The following is a 24,128-nucleotide window of genomic DNA, read 5'->3' on the forward strand; positions in this document are numbered from 1 at the left end:
GCACTCTGCCACCGTCAGGAGATCCTTCGCTGTGCTCTGGATGACGTAGTGTTGAGACAAGAAGGGACGTGACCTATTATGATAGATGATAAATAATGAGATATTTCCCTCAATAACGATTATTCGAAGATGTTAGGCAAAAGTGAATATGGATTTTTTTCGACCCAAACTAGCGAAGTCAATAGAGCGTCGGCATGGCAGTTAATCTTATCAGATTTCAGCCATAGCCTCTTTTTTAATCCAGGATCTAAATCAATTTTGGGTTTTGGCAAAAATAGTGCCTATGAATCTGATTATTCATTCAGGCAAAAAAGTTGTGAGCCCTGGACGATTCCCCTTCGTTCTGAGCATTGGGTCAAGCAAGTTGCTGCCGGCGATGGGCATCTACTAATTTTATATGAGAATGGCTTATTGGAGGGCTATGGCCGAAGAACTGCTGGGCAATTAGGTATTGGGTCTTTTATCAATAGGAATCTAAAATCTGTATCAATTCAGCTTCCGGCTGATGACAGACCCCTGCAAATTGCCGCCGCAAGAGACTATAGCTTGGTTATTAGCGAAAGGGGAATCTTATATGGTTTTGGTGATAATCGGGATGGGCAATTGGGTTTAGGTAAGAGAAGAACCATTGAATTTCCAACAGCGATCCCCTTGCCTGAGGGGGTAATTCCTGATCAAATTTTTACTGCAAATAATCGCACAATCATCGCTTGTAAGAATGGTGAATTGTTTGGTTTCGGTTGTAATACTTCTTTCGAGTTTCCAGATGCATCGCGCCAATCTGATCAGAAAACCCCTCTGCGTCTTCATAAATTTGAACTCTTAAAGCCGCGTAGCTTTGGCATTGGAGAATATGCTGTCATTGTTTTGTCTCAGGAGGGGGAATGCTTTTTTTATGGCGTCAATATACAGAATCCCCTTCCTGTCGATTATATAAACCGACGAACCCTCATCCTGCCTTCTGGTGTAAAACCGGTACAGATAGCCTTTAGCCATAAACACCTTATTCTGCTGACTGAGCAAGGGGAAATATGGGAAACGAGGAAGGGTCAGAAGATGGCGGATGCCGCCTTTGTGCAATTGACTTTGCCTGCCAGGGAAACAGCAAAATCAATAGGAGCTGGCTGGGATAACAGCTTTATTTTCACAGAAAGAGCTTGTTATGGCTTGGGGCCTAATAGTGATTACCAGCTGGGGTTAGATGCCAAAACGAGCTTTAGCTCTCCTCAGCTCTTACCCTTGTGCACCACGTACTCAAAAAGTCCCGATAACGCTCTGCTAACTACTCCCTTAAAACCGGAAAAACTCTTTTTAGAACAGGAAAAATGGTCGAGTTATCAAGATAATACGGAAATAATTGAGATTCTGGCGAAGAATGAGGGGCGGGTTATTGAAATCATTCGCCCGCAAATCTATGACCAGGGATTGATTCTAAGTACGTTGTATACCTTTTATTCCAATAGGGTTGTGCTGGCCGAAGATTGTTTTCAGAATAAAAAAATTGCTGGCAATAGGGATATCATGAAAGGCAGGGGAACAATGCCAGTTATCCTGTTGGATTTGGGTGGCTTAGATTTCAGCTCAGGTTATGCCCTTGAGAAGAGTTACAGCAAATTAATGGCGGCCTTGTATTTAGAATATCGAATAGTTCTTTTTGAGGGATATTTGAAAGATAAAGGAGCAGAGCAAGAGGATTATCAGGAAATCGCAACAGAAGCAAATGACAGACTCCTCGGCAAAGCCTTGCTTAACTTGACCCTATATCTCTATCAGCAATATGGACAAAAGGTAAAACTTTTAATTAATAATGCAGATATTCCCCTACGATCAGGGTTGACTGAGCAAAGCTATCAGTACAGAACTGAGCAGCTTAAGGGGTGGATTAATCCTGCCATCGGTGGCTTTTTGCATGAGGCAGAAAATCCCTCTGTTTCACAAACAATTTTGATGGGAATACATCCCTCATCCTTAGGCCTGTCGAGCAAGCATATTCAGAATCTGTCGGATCTCCAGCCAAAGTACAGGCCTTTTTTAAAGGCGAGTACTGATATAGTCGCTCCGAATAAAAGTCATTTTCTCTATGGCATGAAAGTAAGTCCTGAGATTTGTGAGCAAATTGGCTGCCTCTTAGAGAAAAAGACGCTGCAGTTAGCACAGGAAGCAATAGCAGGGGAGCTTTTTCCCTGTTTAATTCAACTGGGATTGTTGCGGCAAAGTCCGCTCGATGATCGATGCTCTCTGCTATCCATTAGCGATCAGCAATCATTAACACTCATACAAGGCCTGCATAAAAAATGGCAATTACAAAACCTAAGGCGGGTCACTGTCGTTTGGGATATTGATCATGTCTTAGCTACCCATGAAAAATGCACGCCGGAAGCAGCCCTATTTTTTTTACGCCGAGGTTATATTATTTCTGCTTTGAATATTACTCATTACATCCCGCCGGGGATTATTGAGCTTATGCGGTATCAATATTCGAATCCTTTGATCAAAGTTGCCTTTTTTAGTTCGGGGGATCTAAGAAGGAACAAAGCCTTTGTTGCCGCCTTGTTAACCCTGGCTTTGGGAGAGGAACGTTATAAGGAAATTGCTGCGGATATCATCATTCTTTCTGGTGCAAATCTTAGAGACTCTAAAAAAGATATTTCTTTAGCGATTGCCGAAGAAGACGAGATTGAGAACGCCATTTTTATTGATAACGACCCAAGATTTGTCTATTTCAACCAGGATCAACATTACTTGCATTCAGAAACGGTTCAATCCCAAGATTTCGCTGATTTAAACGAAACAATAATCCCCTGTGCTAGCCCTGCTGATCCGCTTTTTCATAAGGTCAATGCGCCTTTTTATTTGGCCTCTATTTTGCACCACTGTATTAGCAATAAGGATACTGTACCTGTTGTGAAAAAGTTGGCTGAGATGCAGACTGGACCACAAGGGGCATCAAAGAAGAATCCTGCTATTTATGGGGAAGGGTTGGCTTTGTTAAAACCATTTAACTCTGATCTGATGCTGGTGAGTTCAGAAAGTTTTAGAGCCTGTATCGTAGATTTGCCTTCTGAGGAACAGAAAACAGAGATCGATGTCGCAAAAGAGCATGAATATGAAGAATGTCGCCTGATGTAGGCAGAGGTTGATAAATTACTAATGGGCAAAGTATAATTCTTGTCCACGTTGCAATTAGACCCAGGCAAATGAAATATTTCTTATATTTGTATTTTATTTTAAACAGTTTAATTCACGCCGAGACACATACTGTCAGACTTGGTAATACCAAGATCGCGATCATTAAGCATAAAGGAAAAGGAAAGACCTTTGTGCATTTGCATGAAAGCGAGGTCACTGCTCTGGCAGCTGCAAGGCTCTATGTGGCAAAAGAAGGTGGCACGTTAATAACCCTTAAACATTCGGGGGAGCGAAATGTAGTCTTTTATTTAAGGGGAGTGCGTTATGAGTTTGATCCCAATCGCATTTTTACCGACAAGGGCATTCGTACTACCTTAAAGCAATTTGGCCATTATTCTCCAGCAGCACATTTTGAAGTGAAAAAACTTGCTAACCAGATTTTAGTACTTATTCCTCCGGGCAAAGTCGTCGCGGTACATAATAATAACCGTAATTATTCGCTTAAGGAGTACTTTCCTAAACATAGCTTGGCGCGTGATGCTAACGCTTTGTACTACCGTTCCTTCTCTAATCTCAGGAATTTTTATTTTGTTACTAGGCGAGAAGAGTATCTCCGCTTGAAAAAGCTGAAATTTAATGTCGCCTTACAAGCCAAACATGCTCAGGACGATGGTTCTTTGTCCTATCATTTTGCCAACAAGAATTATGTCAATATTGAAAGTGCTTATGGCGCTTTAAGCGCTCAGCTTAAAATGCTGCGCTCTGCCTAATTTGGGGGGAAATGTTAGATAGATCAGAGAGTTCTTGAAATTTACAAATTCGCTAATTTGTTTTCTTTGGGCTATGATAAATTCGTATAAAGGATATTCATACCAAATTTAATGGAGGATTTTATGAGCTTTCATCGCCCCAAAATAACCTTGGCTGCTTTGTTTATTAGCCTCTGCCCTTTAATGGCCAATGCTGATGATACAACCACAACCAATACAACAACGACTACAACGGCACCTGCCGCAAATACCTCAGCCCCTGCTAGTAGTGGTGATTCAAATAAACAAGAATCTTTTGAAACCATTTGTATTTCCTCCTGGATGAAAAGGCTTAATGATGTTCAGGATAAGGTGAGCTATAAAAATTTCGGTGAAAAATATTGCGCCTGTGCTTTAACCCAGCCTCTGGATACTGATGCTGCTGTTGATAAGGCAATACAGGTTTGTATGTCGCGTATTTTGTTGCATGATGCTATGGATGCGGTAGAAGATGAGATTGGTTTGGACAAGGCTACTGATAAGGATGTTAATCAGTATTGTCAAGATAGGTGGAAGCTAATCTATCCGCAAATGTCAGAACAAGCTCAGCAAAATACTAATGCTTTCTGTACTTGCGCGCAGCCTAAGTTAATGACGCTGATTAACTCTTCTGATGGAATGACGGATAAAGAATATTATGCGCAAATTGATAGTGTTGCTGCATCCTGTTCTTCAGAGGTTAAACCTGCACAAAATTCTTCTTCACCATCATCAAATTAATTCCCCTGGGGCTATTAACTTAGCTCGAAATCCCGCGGCCTGCCGCGGGATATTGGCGCATGCTCTATACTAATAGTAAAGGCAGATGTTTTATCTGTTTGGCAATTATTTAGGGTAAGTGGTAATCGTATTATGAATACAATCAAAGTGTTAGATGTCTCTTTGCGTGATGGCGGTCATCGAACTAATTTTCATTTCCAAGATCGTGATTTGGAAGGAATTTTAACACCCCTGGATAATTCCGGTTTGGAGTATATAGAAGTCGGTTACCGTAATGGCTCGCTACAACCCACAAAAAATCTTGGTAGGGCAGGGCTTTGTACAAAAGACTATCTGCTTCTATGTCAGTCCTTGATAAAAAACGCCAAGATCGCAGTGATGGTTTATCCTGATAATGTCACCAAGGCAGATCTGCTGGAGCTAAAAGAATGTGGGGTCAGTTTATTACGCATCTGTATTCCTAAGGGTAAGATCGAAAAGTCTTTCCCTATCTTTGCGATGGCCAAAGAACTGGGCATGGAAACCTCAGCGAATTTTATTCTTATGTCCTATTATCAAGAACAAGAACTTGATGAGGTGCTTGCCGCGATTGTTAAACACCATCCAGATATGATCTACTTTGCTGATTCAAACGGTAGCATGCTGCCATCAAGAATTCAGGCTATTTATAGTAAATACACTAAACTTTATGCGATTCCCTTCGGTTTTCATGCCCACGATAACTTAGGCTTGGCTCAGGCTAATGCGCTCGCTGCGCTAAGCAATGGCGTACAATTTATCGATGTTTCGCTCGCTGGCATGGGCAAAGGGATTGGCAATCTCAAAACAGAGTTTTTCACCGCCTATTTACATGCTATAGATGTGAAAAAGTATCGTTTGGTTGAGATACTGGCCGCAGCTAATTATGTGCGAAATGCTTTAGGAGTTGGCCAGGAAGATATTGAGATGGAAGAGTTCATCCGCGGGATTAGCGATATTTCATAACCGATTTGAAACGGTTCTAGTCCTTATAGGTATCTACACAAGTGTCTGTAATAGATGAGCTCTGTCCCCCTAAGGCACGTCATCCAGAGCGCAGCGAAGGATCTCCTGAATGTGGCACGGTGCTAATCCCGGAGATCCTTCGCTGCGCTCTGGATGACGTAGTGTTGAAACAAGGAAGGACGTGACCTTATTATAGACACTTGTGTAGCTACCTATGGCCCCAGGCATGGGGCGAAGGTTGCATAGTAGTACTTAGATAAAAAAATTATTCTTTATGCTAAGCTGTGAATTCCCGGTGATTTCAATAATAGTTAAATAAGAGAGAAATTTTATGGATTACGAACGACTTCATGATGAGAATGGCAAGCCCTATATGGCAGTCCATGTTTCTGATTACAAACTAATTTCTAATCCCATTCTGAATAAGGGAACTGGTTTTACCAGCCAGGAACGCAAGGCTTTTAGTCTTTATGGTTTAATCCCTCCTGAATTAAGCACAATCAGGGAGCAACGTGAGCGCTCTTACAAGGCATTCAAAAGCAAGGGTTCTGATCTGGAAAAATATATTTACTTACGTGATCTGCAAGACTCTAATGAGACACTTTACTATAGCCTAATTTGCGAACATATTACTGAAATGATGCCGATCGTTTATACCCCAGTAGTGGGCGATGCTTGTCTCAGTTTTAGCCATATTTACAGACGTCCTCGTGGTGTCTTCATTGCTTATCCCGATCGTGATCGTATTGATCAGATCCTGGCAAATCCACGCTTTGATCAGGTCAAGGCAATAGTTGTTTCTGATGGTGAACGTATTCTTGGTTTAGGCGATCAGGGTGCTGGTGGGATGGGTATTCCTATTGGAAAACTTGCCTTGTATTGCGCTTGTTCAGGTCTTCATCCTTCTACAACCTTGCCAATTTTATTAGATACGGGTACGAATAATCAGGAGTTAATTAACGATCCACTATACATCGGTTGGCGGCATGAGCGAGTTCGTGGCCAGGAGTATGATGAGTTCATCGAAACCTTTATCAAGGCCTTGAAAAAACGTTTTCCGCATATTCTTTTGCAATGGGAAGACTTTGCTTTGCAAAATGCCACACGCCTTTTGGATCGATACCGAGACCAGCTATGTACCTTTAATGATGATGTACAGGGTACGGCGGCAATTGCTACAGGAACCCTGTTCTCTGCGGTGCAAGTGACAGGTATTAGTTTGTCGGAACAACGCATTGTTATTCTTGGCGCCGGTTCTGCAGGTTGTGGTATTGCTGAGCTTATCGTGAATGCCATGATGGAAGATGGGCTTTCTGAGCAAGCAGCGAGAGATCGAGTTTTTATGGTTGACCGTAATGGCTTGTTGCTTGAAGGAATGAAGGATTTATTACCCTTCCAGCAGAAACTATTAAAATCACGTCAACTTGTTGAAAATTGGCAATGTGAGAATAAAGAAAATATTAGCCTGAAAGATGTGATTAAGAATTTGCATCCGAATGCTTTATTGGGTGTATCAGGCCAACCTGGTTTATTTACCGAAGAAATAGTAAGAGAAATGGCGGCCCATGTTAAACAGCCTATTATCATGCCTCTTTCTAATCCAATTACACATAGTGAGGCTGTACCCAGTGATCTGATGGTTTGGACAGATAATCGGGCAGTTATAGGTACAGGTAGTCCTTTTGGCAATATCGTCAAAGATGGCAATCTGTTCCGTGTCGATCAAACAAATAATGTTTATATCTTCCCAGGAATGGGCTTAGGTCTGGTTGCCTTGCAAGTGAAAAATGTGACTGATAAGATGTTCATGGCTGCAGCGCGAGCGCTCGCCAGTTGTTCGCCAGCTAGACAAGATCCCAAAGCCAATCTCTTACCTCCACTTACCGAGGTTCGTGAAGTTTCCTATAAAGTAGCCTTTGCGGTGGCCAAAGAAGCAGTTAGATCAAATCTGGCAGAACCCTTAAGCGATGAGGAAATCGAGAAGCGTATCAAACAGCATATTTGGCAACCGGAGTATGTTCCTTACAAGCCTGCGAAATAATCGTAGGCTTTACGTGCTATTCACTGAAAGTTTGTATGTAATAGGTCACACCCCTACATTGTGCTCCCAAAGACGTACGTCATGTCGAACTTAGAGAGACATCTCCTGAGTGTGGCACTGTGCTAATCCCGGAGAGCCCTCACTATGTTCGGGATGACGAGTTGCCCTAAAGGGGCTGGGGCTCTCAGGATGACGGGCTGAACAGAGCAATTAGATTCACGCAACAATATCTGTCGAGCCGCGTTGGGGTAACTAGGCTGACCTATTACAAAACGTTACTAATAAAAAAAGGTAGTGAATTAAATTCACTACCTTTTTTATTATTGAGTCTTAGACTCTTATGAACCGGTATTACTGGTTGTAACAGGTGTAGTATTCGGCGCATTAAGTATCGGAGATGGTTGGGCTGCTTTGGCGTTTTGCAAGAGCAGTAATGTATTGGTCAAAAGTATACGCTCCTCTTGCTGACGATTCAGATAGAGCTGATAGTTAATTTCAGCAAGCAATACGGCCATTTCTTTTTGTACAGTAGCTGGAGATGCTCCGTTTATTTGTTTAATCCATAGGGTAGCAGAATCACTGCCACTAGCATTTGGATTTGCTGGATTAAAGAGACGCCAGGTTGCCATATTAAACTCATTAAGCGCTTCGCTTGATGGCGAGTTATTAGTACCAGCTGAATTGGGATTAGTTGGGATAGCTATCCTTTTTGACATGATGTAATAGAGGTTACTCAAGCCTACCGACATTTGTGCAGCATAAGTTCTGACACTTGTGAGGTATCCAACTAGGGTTGCTTTAGCTTGTTGTTGAGTTGGGCTGAAAGCGCCATTAGCAGTAGTAACTAGGCTATCGTATGATGAAGCGCTTGGTAAAGGCATTGGTGATACCAAACCTGAAACGTAACGGATAAAGTTGTTTGCTAGTTGGTTACCGTTTTGAGCAATCAATCCTGGGTTATCCGTTTGACCAGTTTGCTGTGTTTGAATATCTGTGTTGGAGTAGAGTAGAGGACCAATCAAGCTGTTAACATTTAATTGACCGATAAGCGTTGTATTATTCTGACTCAACAAATAGTCATTTGTACCAGGAAGAGGTGTAGATGTTATTGCAGCACTTCCTATTGCATTTTGTGGTGCGCCCAAAACGTTTGCCATAACCTGATATTCAGTTAGCTGTGGAACGTTTCCTTGGCAGGTTGCTAACCCATTTGAATCGACAGTATTTTGACAATAGGTGTAATCTGGAGTTGAGAGGATATTTAAAATGCCTTGGCTAATTGGGTCTCCTTGATAAGGCTGTTGATCAATCAAGTTAGATACTGAAATGCTAGAGGCATTATTCGGGGTATAATAACTATAGCTGCCATTAGAGCCCGTCGGATTGAAGCTAAAACCTGAATATTGGTTTATTGTATTGACTGAACCGTTAATATTTGGAGCGGTACTTGACAGGATATTGACAAGCGGGGTGGGATTACCTCGGCTATTAATCGAGACTGATGGCATTGTGAAATTAGCTGCTAAAAATGCGGTTACCGCGTTGAAGGTTGTATTTAGCAGGGTCTCTGGCATGCTTGCCGAATAAGAATCGGTAGCCCCAAGGAGGCCTTGATAAGGAATCGGTGGGACTGGCTGGGGTTGTCCTTGGGCAGGAATAGGATTAGTTGCTATGTTAATTCCAAGGTAGTAACCTAAATTTTGTAGGTATTGTTGTAGATAACTCAGATCCGGTCCGCTGGCAAAGCTGTTTGATGCTGCAGTGAGTAATAGACCTGGTAAAACTAGTCGAACAGATAATTTCATCATTCTTCCCCTTCAAGAGCGCGAGCTACAAGTTTTAAGCGATATTCAGAAAAAACGCGAGCCAGCAAGCGTAGTCGTTCAAACACAATATTTCGTTTGAGAAAAAAGCCAGCAGGATCATGGCTGCCTGTACTGGTTTCTTCTGCATGGATTAATATCCGCGAGGCACTGCCAGGATGGACTGTATCTATAGCTTGCAACAAGCGTAGACCTCTACCCGATTTTATATTACCAACCAAGCGAATAAATACATCTTCCTGAGCTAAGGTTCCCATGTCAATCTTTTCAATGTCATCTAACTCCTTACCAAGTTGATTAATTGCATTTTCCAGATCCGGGTTCCCATCAAGGGTCCAATCCTCAACGCTTTCCATAAAAGTAATTACACGATAAATCATGGGATCGATATATTCGTGCCAATACTGGGCAGATGCTTCATGACTAAGATCAGGCATTTTCTTACTCGTTTACTCTTTTTTTACGGTGAAATTAATTGATAGGATGCTCTTGTTATAACTACTATAGTATAGTAAGAAGAGTAAAAGTCTATTTATAAAAAGTAAATTTTATGAAAAAGAATCCTGGTTCTAGAACATTAAGCGTTTTTGGGCGTATATTTAATGTACGGGCATGGTTAGATTTTGACCGCATGAAATCCTATTCGACCTATTTGGGTGAGGGTTTCAAAAAGATGTTTGTGCCGCAACATAAGGAAGCCGAGGAAACTTTTGAGGAAGCGATGGTTCGAATGAACCTGAGCGAGAAGGATCTTCAGAAGAGGCGAAAGTCGTTACATCGATTAAGCCTTTTTATGTGTGGGGCCGCATTACTTATTTTTGCCTATGGCATTTATCATCTGTTTCAGAGTGATTACAAGGCAACAATAATTAGTTTGGCAGTTATGCTAATTGCGTTAGCGTTAGCTTTTCGTTATCACTTTTGGTATTTTCAAATTACAGAACGTAAATTGGGATGCTCGCTCCTAGAGTGGTATAAGAAGGGCTTAATGGGTGGTAAATGATGAAAAGAATGGCACTGAGTATACTGTCCTTATTCCTCCCCGTGTGGGCCTTTGCATCTTCTTCCTCAGGTGGTGCGCCTTTAAGCTTAGCCCCTCCGGCAAGTGATGTTTCCGTTATCTTTTTGGGCAATATCTTTGGTATTGTTGATGGAGTGCTCCATGGAAGTGGCAGCCAAATCATGGGCAACATGTTTGGTGTGTTTAACTCAGCAGTATTAGCCTTGGGTGGTATTATCATCATGTATACCTTGCTGGTATCGACGATGAATACAGCCCAGGAAGGCCAGATGCTTGGTCAGAAATGGTCATCCATTTGGGTTCCCCTGCGTGCGACACTGGGTCTTTCCTTATTAATCCCTAAGACCTCTGGTTATTGCCTGATGCAGATCTTTGTGATGTGGGTAATAGTCCAAGGTGTTGGGGCTGCTGATAAAGTGTGGTCTGCTGCTTTAAGCTATTTAAACCGCGGTGGTGTAATTATTGCGGCGCAAATGACTCCCTCAACATCATTAGCTAGTGGTAATGGGGCTGTTGCAACTGGTGCTGCAGTCATATTACAAGGCCAGGTATGTATGTATGGCCTGCAAACCGTATTGCAATCTGCGTTACAGACTTATTTAACTGCTGCCCAAGGATCAAGCCCATCAGGTCCATGTGCTCCATCAACCTCAGGTATAGTGGGACCGATGAGCCAGTTTTGTGCGGCGGGGCAGGTACCTGATTTTCTAGCTACAGTAAATCCGGTGACTGTACAGAATGCCAACCCTAATAGTACTGCAACTTATTCGGTACCAATGCCAAATTTTCCTGTTGGTTCTGCTTTTGCTTCGCTCAATGGTATCTGCGGTACTATCAAGTGGAATCCTTTCTCTCAGTCACAACTTAATTCAGTGACATCTAAAATTTCGAACGTTTCATCGTCTGAAATTCAGACAGCTCAATTATCCAGGGCTATAGCAATTCAGCAAATGTTTACGGATCTATCAACAGTCGCTCAGCTGATGGTTAATAATAATCCCGGGATTGTTCCATCTAACAATAACAATGGTCAAACTACTCCTTATTCTTCTGTTGCTGTTCAACAATTCGGTGTGCCTTATATGGGTGCTACTGGCGGACCATGTACAGGACCAGGCCCGAAATGTACCGCTTGGGGTCAGGATACAACTAATGCTGCAGCATCGAACTCAGCGCCTTTATTTACCGGTACAGAGTTTCAAGGTGCTATATCTGATTATAATGGCATTATGTTGCCGACACTCAATTTGGTACAGCAAGCCCAGTCAAATACTAATGCAAATAATCAACGTGCTTTTATTCAGCAAGCCGACGCACAAGGTTGGATGCTAGCAGGTAGCTATTTCTTCAACCTTTCTATGCTTAATGCTTCTGCAATAAATAATTCAAATCTGACAGATACTAATACAGGTCTTGATAGTAGTTCGATCGATGTGAGCTCACTGCTTACTCCATTAAGTTCTCCTGGATGTAATGGTACCTTTCCTAGTTTATGTACTTGGTTAAGTAAATATCCAAGTGGGCTAAGCGCAATGCAGTCTTTAACGATGTTGATCGATAACTATAATCCGGCTGCTGCTACTCCTGCCATAATCCTTTCTGTAATTCCTTCTGCATCTTCAACCCCAGTGCTTGGGAATGGGTCTGCAACGACAGTTGGTTTTATTAATAATTCTGTCCTTATAACTTTACCAGGCCAACCAGGGATGACTCCACCTGCCTTTGCGATGAAGTTTAATTTCAATGTGAATATCGGTCAGTTCAAGCTGCAAACCCAAACCTTCCCTTGCGGTGGTTTCATGTGTTTAGGCAGTCTCTTAGGTAATCTTTTCTATAACGTCATTATTGTGAACCTGTTTAACCTGTTCCTAAGTATTTTGGGTCCGGTTATCAATGTGATTATCCAGAGCTTCCTTGCTGCGCCCTTGGTCGCAATTGCGCAGATTTTCCAACAGTCTGTAGCGATTATTCAACAGCCATCAGTAAACCCAATCATTGCCTTGGCCAATATGGGGGTAAACTATATCAATTTGGCTAATGAATTATGGATTCTGTTGATTGGTTTATCTGGTAACCCATTAACCGTCATTGTTCTCCCATTGATAGGGTTAATCATGCCACTTTTAATGGCTTGGTTAGGTGTAATGGTTGCAATTGGTTTTGTTACGGCCTATTACATTCCATTCTTACCTTATATGATTTTCACCTTTGGCTCGATTGCCTGGATCATGGCTGTGATCGAGGCGATGGTTGCGGCCCCTATAGTTGCTTTGGGAGTAACGCATCCTGAGGGACATGATGCCTTTGGTAAGGGTGAACAGGCTATTATGATCTTAATGAATGTATTCCTGCGTCCCTCTATGATGGTGATAGGTTTTATAGCTGCAATTTCCTTATCCTATGTTTCGGTTTGGGTTATTAACGCGGGTTTTGCCAATGCGTCGGCTTTTATTCAGGGAACCGCTACAGGTACTCAGTGGAACTATTCGATGACGCAGTCGCAGAATGTATATAAGGATACTGCACAGAACCCAACCTCAAGCCAGATTGCAGCAGCACAGGCAAATAACTTTAGTTCAATGAATACTGGTTATAGTGGATGGGCTGGTATTTATGGATTCTTCTTCTCAGTTATTGTTTACACGACCATGTATGTCACGGTAGTTCAGAAGTCCTATACACTCATTACCTACCTCCCCGATAAGGTATTACGGTGGGTTGGTGGGCAGGCTGAGTCGATTGGAGAACAGTCTACCCAGTGGGCAGAGGAGTCTAAGAAACAGGTTGAAACTGCTGGTAAAGCAACCTTTGATAAGTCGCAAGCGATGGATAATCAGATGGCTGGTAAGGTTGAAGAGAAGCTTGCTGGGCTTAAAGAGAAACTTAGCGGAGGCAAGGGCTCGGATGTTGGTGGGGGTGAGTCGACACCGGGAGAATAGCGTTAATCTTGTCTATTCTTCCTGCGCTCTGTAGCTGGGAAGAATAGAGGGGCTGAGCACCGCGGTAGCCGAAGGAACTGATAGTTATATTATCAGAGATGAATTCCACTTATAAAAAGTAAATTTTATGAAAAAGAATCCTGGTTCTAGAACATTAAGCGTTTTTGGGCGTATATTTAATGTACGGGCATGGTTAGATTTTGACCGCATGAAATCCTATTCGACCTATTTGGGCGAGGGTTTCAAAAAGATGTTTGTGCCGCAACATAAGGAAGCCGAGGAAACTTTTGAGGAAGCGATGGTTCGAATGAACCTGAGCGAGAAGGATCTTCAGAAGAGGCGAAGGTCGTTATATCGATTAAGCCTTTTTATGTGTGGGGCCGCATTACTTATTTTTGCCTATGGCACTTATCATCTACTTCAGGGTGGCTACAAGGCAGCAATAATTAGTTTGGCAGTTATGCTAATTGCGTTAGCGTTAGCTTTTCGTTATCACTTTTGGTATTTCCAAATTACAGAACGGAAGCTGGGATGTTCATTCCTAGAGTGGTATAAGAAGGGCTTAATGGGTGGTAAATGATGAAAAGAATAGCGCTAGGTCTACTGTCCTTCTTCCTCCCTGCCTGGGCTTTTGCAGCTTCCAGTTCTTCAGCGCTGAGTTTAGCGCCTCCTGCAGGTGATTATTCTGTTATTTTTCTAGGTAATATCTTTGGTATTGTCGATGGAGTGCTCCACGGAAGTGGCAGCCAAATCATGGGCAACATGTTTGCTGTGTTTAACGCGGCAGTATTAGCTTTGGGTGGTATTATCATCATGTATACCTTGTTGGTATCGACGATGAATACAGCCCAGGAAGGTCAGATGCTTGGCCAGAAATGGTCATCCATTTGGGTTCCCCTTCGTGCAACACTTGGTCTTGCCTTACTAATCCCTAAGACCTCTGGTTATTGCCTGATGCAGATCTTTGTGATGTGGGTAATAGTCCAAGGTATAGGTGCTGCTGATAAAGTGTGGGCAGCTGCTCTAAGTTATTTAAACCGCGGTGGCGTGATTATTGCCGCTCAGATAGCTCCCTCAACATCATTAAGCAGCGGTAATGGGTCTGTTGCAACTGGTGCTGCAGTCATATTGCAAGGCCAGGTATGTATGGCTAGTGTGCAGGCAGCCTTACAAAATGCCTTACAATCGTACCTTGCTGCTAAAAATAGCTCAGCTGGCTCATCTGGTCCCTGTATGCAAACCACTTCAGGTGTGGTAACTGCAATGTCACAGTTTTGCAATTCGAATTCGGTTCCTGACTTTATAAACACAGTTAATGTAACAACTGTGCAAACTGCAAATCCTACAAGTACAACTCCCTATAAAGTACCAATGCCTAATTTTGGCACAGGTTCTATTTATGCATCACTTAATGGGGTTTGCGGGACTATTGTATGGAATCCCTTCTCCGCATCTAGTGTTCAATCCATTCAAAATAATATTTCCAATGTGACATCCTCTGAAATTCAGACAGTCCAACAATCAAGGTCTATAGCAATTCAGCAAATGTATATGGATTTGGCAACGGTGGCTCGGGCAATGGTTCAAAATAATCCCAGTCTTAACCCGCCGTCATCTTCACCTGGCAGTGCTGCTCAAAATAATTTCTCAACAGTAGCAGTTCAACAGTATGGTGTGCCTTTTCTAAGTTCAGGTACTCCATGTTCAGGGATTGATGCTCAGTGTACTACCTGGGGGCCGGTTCCAAACAATAGTTCTTCACCATTGTTTAATGGCACAGAATTTCAGGGTGCTATAACCGATTACAATGGGATTATGATGCCAACACTGAATTTGGTTCAGCAAGCACAGTCGAATACAAATGCAAATAACCTACGTAACTTTATTCAACAGGCTAATTCTCAGGGTTGGATGATGGCTGGAGGTTATTTCTTTAACCTATCCCAGTTAAATGCTGCATCAATTAACAGTTCAAATCTGACTGATACTAATACTGGTCTTGATAGTAGCACTATTGATACTAGTAATTTATCTGCTTCATTTGTAGGAGGAACTGGTTGTAGTACTACGGCTCCTTTCAACAACCTATGTACCTGGTTAAGTGGCAATCAGGGTACGGTTTCAACGATTATTACTGCCATAAATGGTTCAACTGCGGGAAATAATCCTATCCCTGCAAATGTGAGCCCGACTGCGCATCAGGCGGTAGGTAGCTTAGGTTCTTCAACGGCTACGGGTTACATCAATAATTCAGTAATGGTGAATCTACCTGGCCAGCCTGGAATGGCTCCTCCAAGTTTTGCAATGAAATTTAATTTCGATATTAACCTTGGTCAGTATAAGTTACAGCCTCAATCGTTCCCCTGTGGTGAGTTTGGTATCTGGCCAATTAAATTCTGTTTAGGCGCTATTTTAGGTGGTATTTTCTACAACCTGATTATCTTGAACGTGTTTAACCTGTTCTTGAGCATCTTGGCTCCCTTCATTAACGTTATTATCCAGAGCTTTTTGGCCGCACCCTTATTGGCTATTGCTCAGATATTCCAACAGTCCGTGGCGATTATCCAGCAGCCGGCAGTCAATCCGGTCATCGCTCTAGCCAACATGGGAGTAAACTATATCAACTATGCCAACGAAGTATGGATTTTGTTGATTGGCCTTTCAGCAACGCCGCTTATCACCATAGTTCTACCTTTGATTCTGTTAATCATGCCCCTTTTGCTGGCTTGGCTAGGTGTGATGGTGGCAATTGGCTTTATAACGGCCTATTACATTCCCTTCCTGCCTTATATGATTTTCACCTTTGGTTCGATTGCCTGGCTTATGGCGGTTATCGAAGCGATGGTTGCCGCGCCCATAGTTGCCTTGGGAGTAACGCATCCTGAAGGGCATGATGCCTTTGGTAAGGGCGAGCAGGCTCTTATGATCTTAATGAATGTATTCCTGCGCCCCTCTATGATGATCATTGGTTTTATTGGGGCAATTTCCTTATCCTATGTATCTGTCTGGGTAATCAACGCTGGTTTTTCCAATGCGATGTCCTTTGTTCAAGGAACAGTGACTGGTACTCAGTGGAATTACTCCTATACGCAGTCGCAGAATGTATTCTCTAATACGTCACAGAACCCAACCTCAAGTCAGATTGCAATGGCTCAGGCAAATAATTTTAGCTCAATGAATACAGGCTATAGCGGATGGGCTGGGATCTATGGCTTCTTCTTCTCCGTTGTGGTCTATACCACCATGTATGTTACTGTGGTACAGAAGTCCTATACACTCATTACCTATCTCCCGGATAAAGTGTTGCGGTGGATCGGGGGGCAAGCTGAGTCACTTGGAGAGCAATCCAACCAATGGGCTGAAGAATCTAAGAAACAGGTTGAGACAGGCGGTGAGCAGACTCAGAACAAGTCGCAAGCACGTGACTCTGCGATGGGTGGTAAGGTTATGGAAGGTGCTGCTGGGCTGAAGAAGAAACTCGGTGGGGGCGGCGGCTCGTCTGTTGGCGGCGGGGGGTAGAACCGCCGTATTTGGCGCAGCTTCCGAAAAAAACCTACCAAAAAAATGCTCACATACTGATGTATGCTCCGCTTTTTTTGGTAGGGTTTTTTCGAAATCTGCACTCAAATCCGACGGTTCTACGGGGCTCGGTATTATGTTTCTTATCCTTCGCTGCGCTCTGGATGGCGAGGCTCATTTATTATATTTCTCGAAATCTGCACTCAAATCTGAGGGTTCTACGGGGCTCGGTATTATGTTTCTTATCCTTCGCTGCGCTCTGGATGGTGAGGCTTATTATGCCAAAGGCTCCCCTCTCCACTGCGCGTAGCGTGGGGGAGAGGAGGATATAATGTTGCCGCGTAGCGACTACAAAACTAATTCTTTGTTAAGCAAGTTAATTTTTATCCGCCTCTCCCTAACCCTTACTGCCATTGAGCAAAGCCTTGGATTGCTTTGCTGTGGTTATGGGCTATCCCCATCCCGAAGTAATAGGTCACGCGATGATGTCAACTTAAGGAATAATACCCCTGGTTCGAAGACGATATGTCCTCTTGCCCCTTGGGGAGAGAATTAGAGAGAGGGGGGAGATGCGGCATAAATTTACTTAAGTTGACGCCATTGATAGGTCACGTCCCTCCACCTCTTCTCTAAGGAAAACCTTGATTACGCTGCGCTGGGATTTCGCTTTGCTATAGACTCCACGGTCAAGCCGCGGGAATTCAATACTGGAGTGGGGGCTGACCTATTACTCGCTGCGCTCGTAATGGCGGTGTGGTTGGTACCGCTCGGTGATTATTTCTGTACCGGAAGTAAGGATTCAATCTCTTTGCGTATTGTTTTAAATGAGGTGGTTGGTAGATAGCGCTTTAGGACCCTGCCCTGTGAATCAACTAAGATCTTAGTGAAATTCCAGGGGATGAAAAACCAGGGTTTTTTATCTATATGTTTTGCTAGATAAGTGTAGAGCGGCGCTTGTTCTTTGCCCTTAACGTCGATTTTGGCGAATAAAGGAAAGGTCACTCGGAAACAGCTTTCTGCGAAATTCTTGATCTCTTCATTTGAGCCCGGTTCCTGATGTCGAAATTGATTACAAGGGAATCCAAGGATACTAAAACCCCTTGCTTTATAGTCTTGATAAAGTGTTTCCAATTCGGAGTATTGTGGGGTAAAACCGCAGCGGCTTGCCACATTGACTATTAATAAAACCTGCCCCTGATAAGGCCCAAGGTTAGCATTTTGGCCTGAAGAGGTGACAACAGGGATCTGATAAAGATTACTTTGATTTGTGCTCATCATGACAGTCTTGCTGTTCAGTTGGGTATACTTAGTTTAGTAATAATTTAAGCGCTATTGCAACCTGTAAGAGATATACCCACGCAGCTTGAAGTTACTTGGGTATGTTATCGTCCTAGCAATTTAAGGATTAATTCAGTTTTATTTTGAACATGAAACTTATCTTTTAAGGATTCAATACGATCTTCAATAGTGCGAAACGAGACCCCAGTCAAAACGGCTATTTCTTTTGCTGTTTTTCCTTTCAGAAGCAATGAGGCACAGTCGATTTCCTTTGACGTGAGCTTGCTTTGTGAACGTCCGGCAGTGGCGCGTAAAAAATTCTTTCTTTTATCTGCTGTATCAGTTAAAAGCGCCTGCTTCGTTGTGATGGCGGTCTTTGCTGGTTTTTGCTCAGGATTAATCACAAGATCATAGGCCGTTGATAGAGTATTTGATTGGTTGATCTGTCTATTAAAAAAGTGAATAAAATTATCGAGTAAATCAAGATTATTAATATAGATTTGATGGATAGCTGGATCGTTAAGGTGGGTGCCGAAATGATAGAAATCTGAGAATTCCTCTTGTTGTTTGATAATGGTAAATACATGCCTAAAATCAAAAGCAGCAGCATCCTGCATCATTTCTGCTGTTTTACCCTGGCAATTGACAGCATCCCAAACCAGATACTCACCAAAATCGATAGGTTCAGGGTTGATATTGACACAGGGATCCGCGTCAAAATATTTTTTTTGCGCATAATTAAGAAGAAAATCAGGACGATTACAGAGCACGGTAAGGCGATTGTTCTTATAAACCCGCAGATGAGAAAAGGTGCTGATATCAAGATACTCCAATGGTTTGCATAAGGCCTTTAATTCTTGGGCATAGAGTAAGGATGGATGCTTTTGCCAATCATTGAGATTCATAACTGTAGGTAAGGGTTCGAATTATGAGAGCGGAATATAGCATATTTTATCAGATAATGAGTAAATATTGGCTTATTAGATTAACTTTAGTCACTTTAGTCTTTACCGTTTTCTGCAATATAGTCATAGATATACTTAGCCAATTGGCTTTTATCACCTTCTTTAGCGGTGTAGTAGAGAGGGAGTGTGTCGGCGAGTTTAGGGCTGCAATAGACTTTGGGTGTTGGAAAATTTTCAAAGAGTAGTTGAACCTTACCGGCTTCGTCTTTTCCAGCAATTTCTTCGATAAACTCAAAGGCTAAATCAATACAACTAGCGACCCCGCCTGCTAACCACAACTTGCCATTTTTGACGATCCTTTCCTCTACAATCTTTATGTTGGGTAAGGTATAAGCTTCAGGTAAAGCGCGCCAGTAGGTTGTGGCTAATTTATTGTCCAGCAAGCCTGCTTTATAAAGGAGAAACATGCCTGTACAGACAGAGAGAATATATTCTGCATGTTTGGCTTGTTTCTTAATGAACTCAATGAGTACTTCGTTGTTGGTGGCACTAAGTCTGCCCATGCCGCCGGGGATAAAAAGATAATCAATAGCAGGCGCTGAACTAAAGTCACAATGTGCTTTGACTGTAATTTCATTGACACATTTTACTTCGCCACCCTGTTCTGAGATCAGATGCATTTCGAGTGGTGCCCCTAAACCATTTTTCCAGGTGCCAAGTACCTCCCAAAGGCCAATAAAATCCATGGGTTGCACATTATCATAGAGCAATACTCCCAACACTTTTTTCATTCCTTAGTCCTCCTAGGTCGAATTTTGGGCAACATAGAGCATTACCGGAAGCGCGTCATTATTCTGTTGTCTACCTGTAACTTGCTCTTGATGCACGAGTTTCAAAGCATTCTTAAGGCATAACTGGCTAATATAATCAGGATGGTGGCTAAATCGGGCGGTGCTTTGTAATTGCCAGGGCTGGTCCTTAGAAATTTCGGTGGTAAAAATGAAATATCCTTCTGGGGCAAGCCGCTTTTTTAGAGCAGCAAACAGGTCGTCCAAATTCCCAAGATAAGGAAGGACATCCGCGGCGGTTGCTAGCTGATATAGTTCTTTATTTTCACTAATAAAACGCAGTAAATCTGATTCAATCAATTGATCATAAATACCTTTCTCGCGAGCCTGAGCTAGCATTTTTGCAGCTAAATCGACCCCAGTTAAATGCTGGCAGATGTCCCTTAAAACAATACCGGTTAAACCGGTTCCACAGCCTAAATCAACAACCCGAGCAAGATTGTTGAGCTCCAGGTTATAAATAACTCTTGCTATCTGTTGCGGCAGGCTGTAGTGAAGCTGATCTTTCATGTGCTGATCATAATAGAGGGCGTAGTTGTTAAATAAGTTTTGCGCGTATTCAGGACTGGCTTCTGTTGTTAACTTATCACCGGTTAGGGCATTGAGCATGTGGCGGCTGGATGCGTCCTTAGGATTAGCAGCCAGAGCACGTTGCAATAGTGTTTTGGCTTTTTCTTTGTCTTCCAGGCGAATATAGATAGCTGCCAAATTATTAAGCGAGGGAAAATGGCATTTATCGATATCAAGCAGTTTTTCAAAATGGAACATCGCTTCGCTTAAATGTCCCAAAGCCATCTGTGCAACACCAGAATTATAGAGATATTCAATATTGCCAGGCTCTTGTTTAAGCAGGACATCATAATGCATTAGGGCATTTTCAAAACGGTCATAATGCATAAAGATTGCGGCGAGATTATTACGGGCTTCAATATAATTGTTGTCAACTACCAGTGCTCTGCTAAAAAAATCAACGGCAAGCTGGCCTTGTTCTCTTTTTAAAGCAATGACTCCTAGATTAGTAATTGCCTGGATCTGGTTGCTGTCCTGAGTCAGCACCTTGTGGAAATGGTGCTCTGCCTCATCCAATTCATTGGCTTCAAGGCAGAGCACACCTGAATAGAAGGCCGCATCGGAGTTTTCTGGGTTTAGGGTAAGTACATTCTTAAACTGGGTTTTCGCTGCCTTCAGTTGATTATTCTTTAATAGCAGCAGACCCAGATTAAAATGTGCTGCAACAAAATCAGGTTCAGCATGAACTGCCAGACGATAATGTTCTAAGGCATCCTTATAGCTATTTTGTGCCGCATAGACTGTTGCCAGATTATGATGTGCCTGGGCATATCCAGGATTGAGCCGAATTGCTTCCTGGTAATGCTCTATTGCCTTTGCTGTTTGCTGGGCATTTTTGTAAACATTGGCCAGGTTATTATGAAAATTCGCATTCTTCGGCTCCAAGTAAAGGGCCTGGCGTAAGAAGGTTATTGCCGTCTGTAGTTCGCCAATCTGAGCATAGGCAATTCCAAGAAAATGTAAGGACGGGCTATGGTCTGGGTCAAGTTTGAGAGCTTCCCCATAGCTATTAATCGCTTCGGCTAGTTTCCCTTCGCATTGAAGGGCATAGGCCTGTTTAAATAACTCATCAACAGTCATGATAATTCAAGTTGTTTACCTAATTGGTTTAAAGCTTGCGCACGATGGCTGATACTATTTTTTATCTTAGCAGGCAATTCGGCTGCTGTGCAGTGGTGGCTGGGAATATAAAATACGGGATCATAGCCAAATCCGCTGTCACCGCAAGGTTCTAGGCTAATGGTTCCATTCAGTTTACCGGTCGCAATAATGGGTGTTGGATCCTCGGCATGTTCAACGAAGGCGATAGCACAATAGAAGTATGCCTGTCTTTGGGTTGGGGGTGTTTGCGCGAGGTTAGCCAATAATAAATCAATATTCGCGCTATCCGTTGCGTGGGTACCGGCATAGCGCGCGGAATAAATACCAGGAGCACCGTTTAAAGCCTCTACTACTAAACCAGAGTCATCAGCCAAAGCGGGTTTATTGCCCAGGCGGCTGGCGTGGCGTGCTTTAATAATGGCATTTTCTACAAAACTTAATCCGTTTTCATCCGCATCAGTAATATTTAGGAGGCTTTGGGGTATACAATGCCAGAGAGAAAGAATAGCGCTTAATTCGGCAATTTTACCTTTGTTTGATGTGGCTAAAATAATTTCTCTCATTATCTATACTCAGGATTTAATCAATATGGCTATACTATCAGTAATAGCCTTGGTTTCATAAGCATGGGAGCACAATGAATATATTTAATAACATGGGAATGTATGCCTCTTATTTACAAGGATGTTATCAGCATGTATTTGAAAAGACTCCTATTTATAGCTGGGGTTATTTCTATTATGACTTGAGTGGCCGTTGCTTGCAGCTCATGTCACATAAGCCGCTTCTCGATCTTTTTTTAGGAAAGGAATTATTTTTTGATCAAATTTCAACGCATCTTACGCAACATAAGGATAGTTTTTATTCATCAGACATTATTAATGACAAGATGATCTCGCCTTCGATCAAAGAGGCCTTGCATGATCAAAAATATACTTATTTTTTTGATATAGTCCATAAGCATGTTGATTACACAGAAATCTATACCTTTGCAACACTGACAGATGCCTTTCAATCAAACAATTTTATCCTCAACAATATCGATATTTTAAAAATAGTCAGCCAGGATATGGCTCATCGCTGCCGACGTTTGTTAACCAAAGAGAACACCTTAATATTGCCTAAGGATTTTGTCATTGACATGAATTCGCTTGTCGAAACAGCCCTGCCCTTTGATTCGTTGAATTTAAAAGATGCTATCTTAAGTAAGAAGGTTAACGCGCCAAAAATACAGGAAATGGTTAACGATTCTGTCTTCGAATTTAATAATTTGCCCTTTAATTTCATTTCAGCCAAGGATCTTACACTGAAAGAAAAAGAACTTATCTATTTATACTACCATGGCTTTAATCCCCATCGCATTGCCGATATTTTAGAAATATCAAAACGGACGGTTGATAAGCACTTTGAAAATATTAAGAAAAAGCTGGATTGTGAAAGCACAGGTCAGATTATTCCAACTTTATTGCGCTCAAATATTTCGATCAATAATTTCATTAAAAGTGGATAACTGAGATTTAAGCTGCATCCAGGTTGGGGACTGTGCTAACCCCTGCTATGTGCTTTTGTAGAGGAGCGCTGTTGCTCTTGAAACCACTCTTGCATATGTTCCTGTGCCTTAATAGGGTTATCGAGGGCAAAGGAGTTGCTTTCCGCCAAACCTCGGCCAAGGCTGGCATTGTGTATAGAGTATTTACTTTGATCCAGATATTCCTGCGCTTTATCAGTCGCATTTAAAGCTGCTTGTAGCGTTGCACAGGCTGCAAACCAATTATCGGTCTTCAGATAAAATTGTGTAACCTTGAAGAAGGCCTCTGCTAGCATCATATAAGCATAGCTACCGTAAAGCTCTAATACTGACTTGCAATTATTAATAATTTTTTTATAACAATCTTTCTTGAATTCAGCCGGTTGATTTACATCATCGATTAATTGATAAAGATAGCGGTTGTATCGTTGTATAGCATGTATGGATTGATATTTTATGGCCGCTTCAAGAAAGAGTAATTCATTATAAAGAAACTCATTTGGCGAAGATTCTTTGTGTAATTCACTTCGTACTACCTGCGATTTATTGAAGTAATAGGCTCCTCTCAATAAGTCGAAGGAGCTTGTGTTGTCATGCATTAAAAAATTGACTGCTTGCTCTTGGGGCGCTGAGATAGCATATCCTATAATTGCGTAAAGCGCTTCCCAGTGCTTATTGTTCTCTGCACTTTTACACTGCTCTTCAAATGAGGCATTTAAATGGGCAAGTTTGACAATACTATCAAGGTTATTATTCCTAACTAATTCATTGATTAGCATTTGGGCATCAAGAACCTCTTTATTTATTTTGCTTGAAAATAATAAATCGTCCATACCGGGTTCTAAGATACCCTTCAACGTGGTAAAGCTTTGTCCAATAGATCTACCTGTTTTCATGTCTAATAATGATCCTT

General features: G+C 42.2%; 18 protein-coding genes. 10 read left to right on the forward strand and 8 right to left on the reverse strand.

Annotated features, from left to right (window positions below; genetic code table 11):
- Nucleotides 1–129: 129 nt before the first annotated feature.
- From BN1094_RS04035 to BN1094_RS04055, 5 genes are all read left to right on the forward strand, one after another.
- Entirely contained in the window at nucleotides 130–3,129 is a 3,000-nt protein-coding gene (locus BN1094_RS04035; RefSeq protein ID WP_043873068.1) for an AAA family ATPase, read from the forward strand.
- A gap of 68 nt (nucleotides 3,130–3,197) precedes the next feature.
- Nucleotides 3,198–3,899, forward strand: coding sequence for a hypothetical protein (locus BN1094_RS04040; RefSeq protein WP_043873069.1), 702 nt, complete (start codon nucleotides 3,198–3,200; stop codon nucleotides 3,897–3,899).
- Between the two features lie 123 nt (nucleotides 3,900–4,022).
- Nucleotides 4,023–4,658: a hypothetical protein gene (locus BN1094_RS04045; RefSeq protein ID WP_099908962.1), complete on the forward strand. Its 636-nt coding sequence runs from the start codon at nucleotides 4,023–4,025 to the stop codon at nucleotides 4,656–4,658.
- A 132-nt stretch (nucleotides 4,659–4,790) separates the two neighbouring features.
- Nucleotides 4,791–5,642, forward strand: a complete 852-nt coding sequence (locus BN1094_RS04050) for a beta/alpha barrel domain-containing protein (RefSeq protein WP_043873070.1) — start codon at nucleotides 4,791–4,793, stop codon at nucleotides 5,640–5,642.
- A gap of 331 nt (nucleotides 5,643–5,973) precedes the next feature.
- Nucleotides 5,974–7,683 carry an NAD-dependent malic enzyme gene (locus BN1094_RS04055; RefSeq protein WP_052403122.1) on the forward strand — a complete coding sequence of 570 codons (1,710 nt, stop codon included), beginning with the start codon at nucleotides 5,974–5,976 and terminating at the stop codon, nucleotides 7,681–7,683.
- Between the two features lie 338 nt (nucleotides 7,684–8,021).
- On the opposite strand, the gene BN1094_RS04060 is transcribed toward BN1094_RS04055, so the two are convergent.
- Nucleotides 8,022–9,491 carry a type IV secretion protein IcmX gene (locus BN1094_RS04060; RefSeq protein ID WP_141650416.1) on the reverse strand — a complete coding sequence of 490 codons (1,470 nt, stop codon included), beginning with the start codon at nucleotides 9,489–9,491 and terminating at the stop codon, nucleotides 8,022–8,024.
- On the reverse strand, nucleotides 9,488–9,943 hold the full coding sequence (gene icmW, locus BN1094_RS04065; protein WP_043873071.1) for a type IVB secretion system protein IcmW: 456 nt from the start codon (nucleotides 9,941–9,943) through the stop codon (nucleotides 9,488–9,490). The genes BN1094_RS04060 and icmW overlap by 4 nt, the downstream gene beginning before the upstream one ends.
- Nucleotides 9,944–10,056: 113 nt before the next feature.
- Here icmW and icmV (BN1094_RS04070) point away from each other — a divergent pair, with 113 nt between their 5' ends.
- The 4 genes from icmV (BN1094_RS04070) (at nucleotide 10,057) to dotA (BN1094_RS04085) (ending at nucleotide 16,985) form a co-directional block, all read left to right on the forward strand.
- Nucleotides 10,057–10,509, forward strand: a complete 453-nt coding sequence (icmV, locus tag BN1094_RS04070) for a type IVB secretion system protein IcmV (protein ID WP_043873072.1) — start codon at nucleotides 10,057–10,059, stop codon at nucleotides 10,507–10,509.
- Nucleotides 10,506–13,466: a type IVB secretion system protein DotA gene (dotA, locus tag BN1094_RS04075; RefSeq protein WP_245614165.1), complete on the forward strand. Its 2,961-nt coding sequence runs from the start codon at nucleotides 10,506–10,508 to the stop codon at nucleotides 13,464–13,466. The genes icmV (BN1094_RS04070) and dotA (BN1094_RS04075) overlap by 4 nt, the downstream gene beginning before the upstream one ends.
- A 127-nt stretch (nucleotides 13,467–13,593) precedes the next feature.
- A complete protein-coding gene (gene icmV, locus BN1094_RS04080; protein WP_043873073.1) occupies nucleotides 13,594–14,046 on the forward strand; it encodes a type IVB secretion system protein IcmV in 453 nt (150 codons plus the stop codon).
- Entirely contained in the window at nucleotides 14,043–16,985 is a 2,943-nt protein-coding gene (dotA, locus tag BN1094_RS04085) for a type IVB secretion system protein DotA (RefSeq protein ID WP_099908963.1), read from the forward strand. The genes icmV (BN1094_RS04080) and dotA (BN1094_RS04085) overlap by 4 nt, the downstream gene beginning before the upstream one ends.
- A gap of 774 nt (nucleotides 16,986–17,759) precedes the next feature.
- Here the strand turns inward: dotA (BN1094_RS04085) and BN1094_RS04095 are convergent.
- The 5 genes from BN1094_RS04095 to rdgB form a co-directional block, all read right to left on the reverse strand.
- Nucleotides 17,760–18,263, reverse strand: coding sequence for a glutathione peroxidase (locus BN1094_RS04095; protein WP_245614167.1), 504 nt, complete (start codon nucleotides 18,261–18,263; stop codon nucleotides 17,760–17,762).
- Between the two features lie 104 nt (nucleotides 18,264–18,367).
- The gene (locus BN1094_RS04100) at nucleotides 18,368–19,168 is read right to left on the reverse strand and encodes a helix-turn-helix transcriptional regulator (RefSeq protein WP_043873075.1); all 801 of its coding nucleotides are present in this window, start codon (nucleotides 19,166–19,168) and stop codon (nucleotides 18,368–18,370) included.
- A gap of 95 nt (nucleotides 19,169–19,263) precedes the next feature.
- A complete protein-coding gene (locus tag BN1094_RS04105; protein WP_043873076.1) occupies nucleotides 19,264–19,959 on the reverse strand; it encodes a DJ-1/PfpI family protein in 696 nt (231 codons plus the stop codon).
- A gap of 12 nt (nucleotides 19,960–19,971) precedes the next feature.
- Nucleotides 19,972–21,666: a tetratricopeptide repeat protein gene (locus tag BN1094_RS04110; protein WP_043873077.1), complete on the reverse strand. Its 1,695-nt coding sequence runs from the start codon at nucleotides 21,664–21,666 to the stop codon at nucleotides 19,972–19,974.
- On the reverse strand, nucleotides 21,663–22,250 hold the full coding sequence (rdgB, locus tag BN1094_RS04115) for an RdgB/HAM1 family non-canonical purine NTP pyrophosphatase (RefSeq protein ID WP_043873078.1): 588 nt from the start codon (nucleotides 22,248–22,250) through the stop codon (nucleotides 21,663–21,665). Before rdgB ends, BN1094_RS04110 begins: the two co-directional genes overlap by 4 nt.
- Nucleotides 22,251–22,324: 74 nt before the next feature.
- Here rdgB and BN1094_RS04120 point away from each other — a divergent pair, with 74 nt between their 5' ends.
- A complete protein-coding gene (locus tag BN1094_RS04120; protein WP_043873079.1) occupies nucleotides 22,325–23,197 on the forward strand; it encodes a helix-turn-helix transcriptional regulator in 873 nt (290 codons plus the stop codon).
- Nucleotides 23,198–23,232: 35 nt separating this feature from the next.
- Here the strand turns inward: BN1094_RS04120 and BN1094_RS04125 are convergent, their stop codons facing one another.
- Entirely contained in the window at nucleotides 23,233–24,111 is an 879-nt protein-coding gene (locus BN1094_RS04125; protein ID WP_052403124.1) for a DUF5630 domain-containing protein, read from the reverse strand.
- Between the last annotated feature and the right edge of the window lie 17 nt (nucleotides 24,112–24,128).

The organism is Legionella massiliensis (assembly GCF_000756815.1).
Classification (GTDB): Bacteria; Pseudomonadota; Gammaproteobacteria; order Legionellales; family Legionellaceae; genus Tatlockia; species Tatlockia massiliensis.

Excerpts from the sequence above, each read along its gene's own strand:
- BN1094_RS04035 (WP_043873068.1), top strand. The coding sequence starts at position 130 with ATGTTAGGCAAAAGTGAATATGGATTTTTTTCGACCCAAACTAGCGAA.
- BN1094_RS04040 (WP_043873069.1), top strand. The coding sequence starts at position 3,198 with ATGAAATATTTCTTATATTTGTATTTTATTTTAAACAGTTTAATTCAC.
- BN1094_RS04045 (WP_099908962.1), top strand. The coding sequence starts at position 4,023 with ATGAGCTTTCATCGCCCCAAAATAACCTTGGCTGCTTTGTTTATTAGC.
- BN1094_RS04050 (WP_043873070.1), top strand. The coding sequence starts at position 4,791 with ATGAATACAATCAAAGTGTTAGATGTCTCTTTGCGTGATGGCGGTCAT.
- BN1094_RS04055 (WP_052403122.1), top strand. The coding sequence starts at position 5,974 with ATGGATTACGAACGACTTCATGATGAGAATGGCAAGCCCTATATGGCA.
- BN1094_RS04060 (WP_141650416.1), bottom strand. The coding sequence starts at position 9,491 with ATGATGAAATTATCTGTTCGACTAGTTTTACCAGGTCTATTACTCACT.
- icmW (WP_043873071.1), bottom strand. The coding sequence starts at position 9,943 with ATGCCTGATCTTAGTCATGAAGCATCTGCCCAGTATTGGCACGAATAT.
- icmV (WP_043873072.1), top strand. The coding sequence starts at position 10,057 with ATGAAAAAGAATCCTGGTTCTAGAACATTAAGCGTTTTTGGGCGTATA.
- dotA (WP_245614165.1), top strand. The coding sequence starts at position 10,506 with ATGATGAAAAGAATGGCACTGAGTATACTGTCCTTATTCCTCCCCGTG.
- icmV (WP_043873073.1), top strand. The coding sequence starts at position 13,594 with ATGAAAAAGAATCCTGGTTCTAGAACATTAAGCGTTTTTGGGCGTATA.
- dotA (WP_099908963.1), top strand. The coding sequence starts at position 14,043 with ATGATGAAAAGAATAGCGCTAGGTCTACTGTCCTTCTTCCTCCCTGCC.
- BN1094_RS04095 (WP_245614167.1), bottom strand. The coding sequence starts at position 18,263 with ATGATGAGCACAAATCAAAGTAATCTTTATCAGATCCCTGTTGTCACC.
- BN1094_RS04100 (WP_043873075.1), bottom strand. The coding sequence starts at position 19,168 with ATGAATCTCAATGATTGGCAAAAGCATCCATCCTTACTCTATGCCCAA.
- BN1094_RS04105 (WP_043873076.1), bottom strand. The coding sequence starts at position 19,959 with ATGAAAAAAGTGTTGGGAGTATTGCTCTATGATAATGTGCAACCCATG.
- BN1094_RS04110 (WP_043873077.1), bottom strand. The coding sequence starts at position 21,666 with ATGACTGTTGATGAGTTATTTAAACAGGCCTATGCCCTTCAATGCGAA.
- rdgB (WP_043873078.1), bottom strand. The coding sequence starts at position 22,250 with ATGAGAGAAATTATTTTAGCCACATCAAACAAAGGTAAAATTGCCGAA.
- BN1094_RS04120 (WP_043873079.1), top strand. The coding sequence starts at position 22,325 with ATGAATATATTTAATAACATGGGAATGTATGCCTCTTATTTACAAGGA.
- BN1094_RS04125 (WP_052403124.1), bottom strand. The coding sequence starts at position 24,111 with ATGAAAACAGGTAGATCTATTGGACAAAGCTTTACCACGTTGAAGGGT.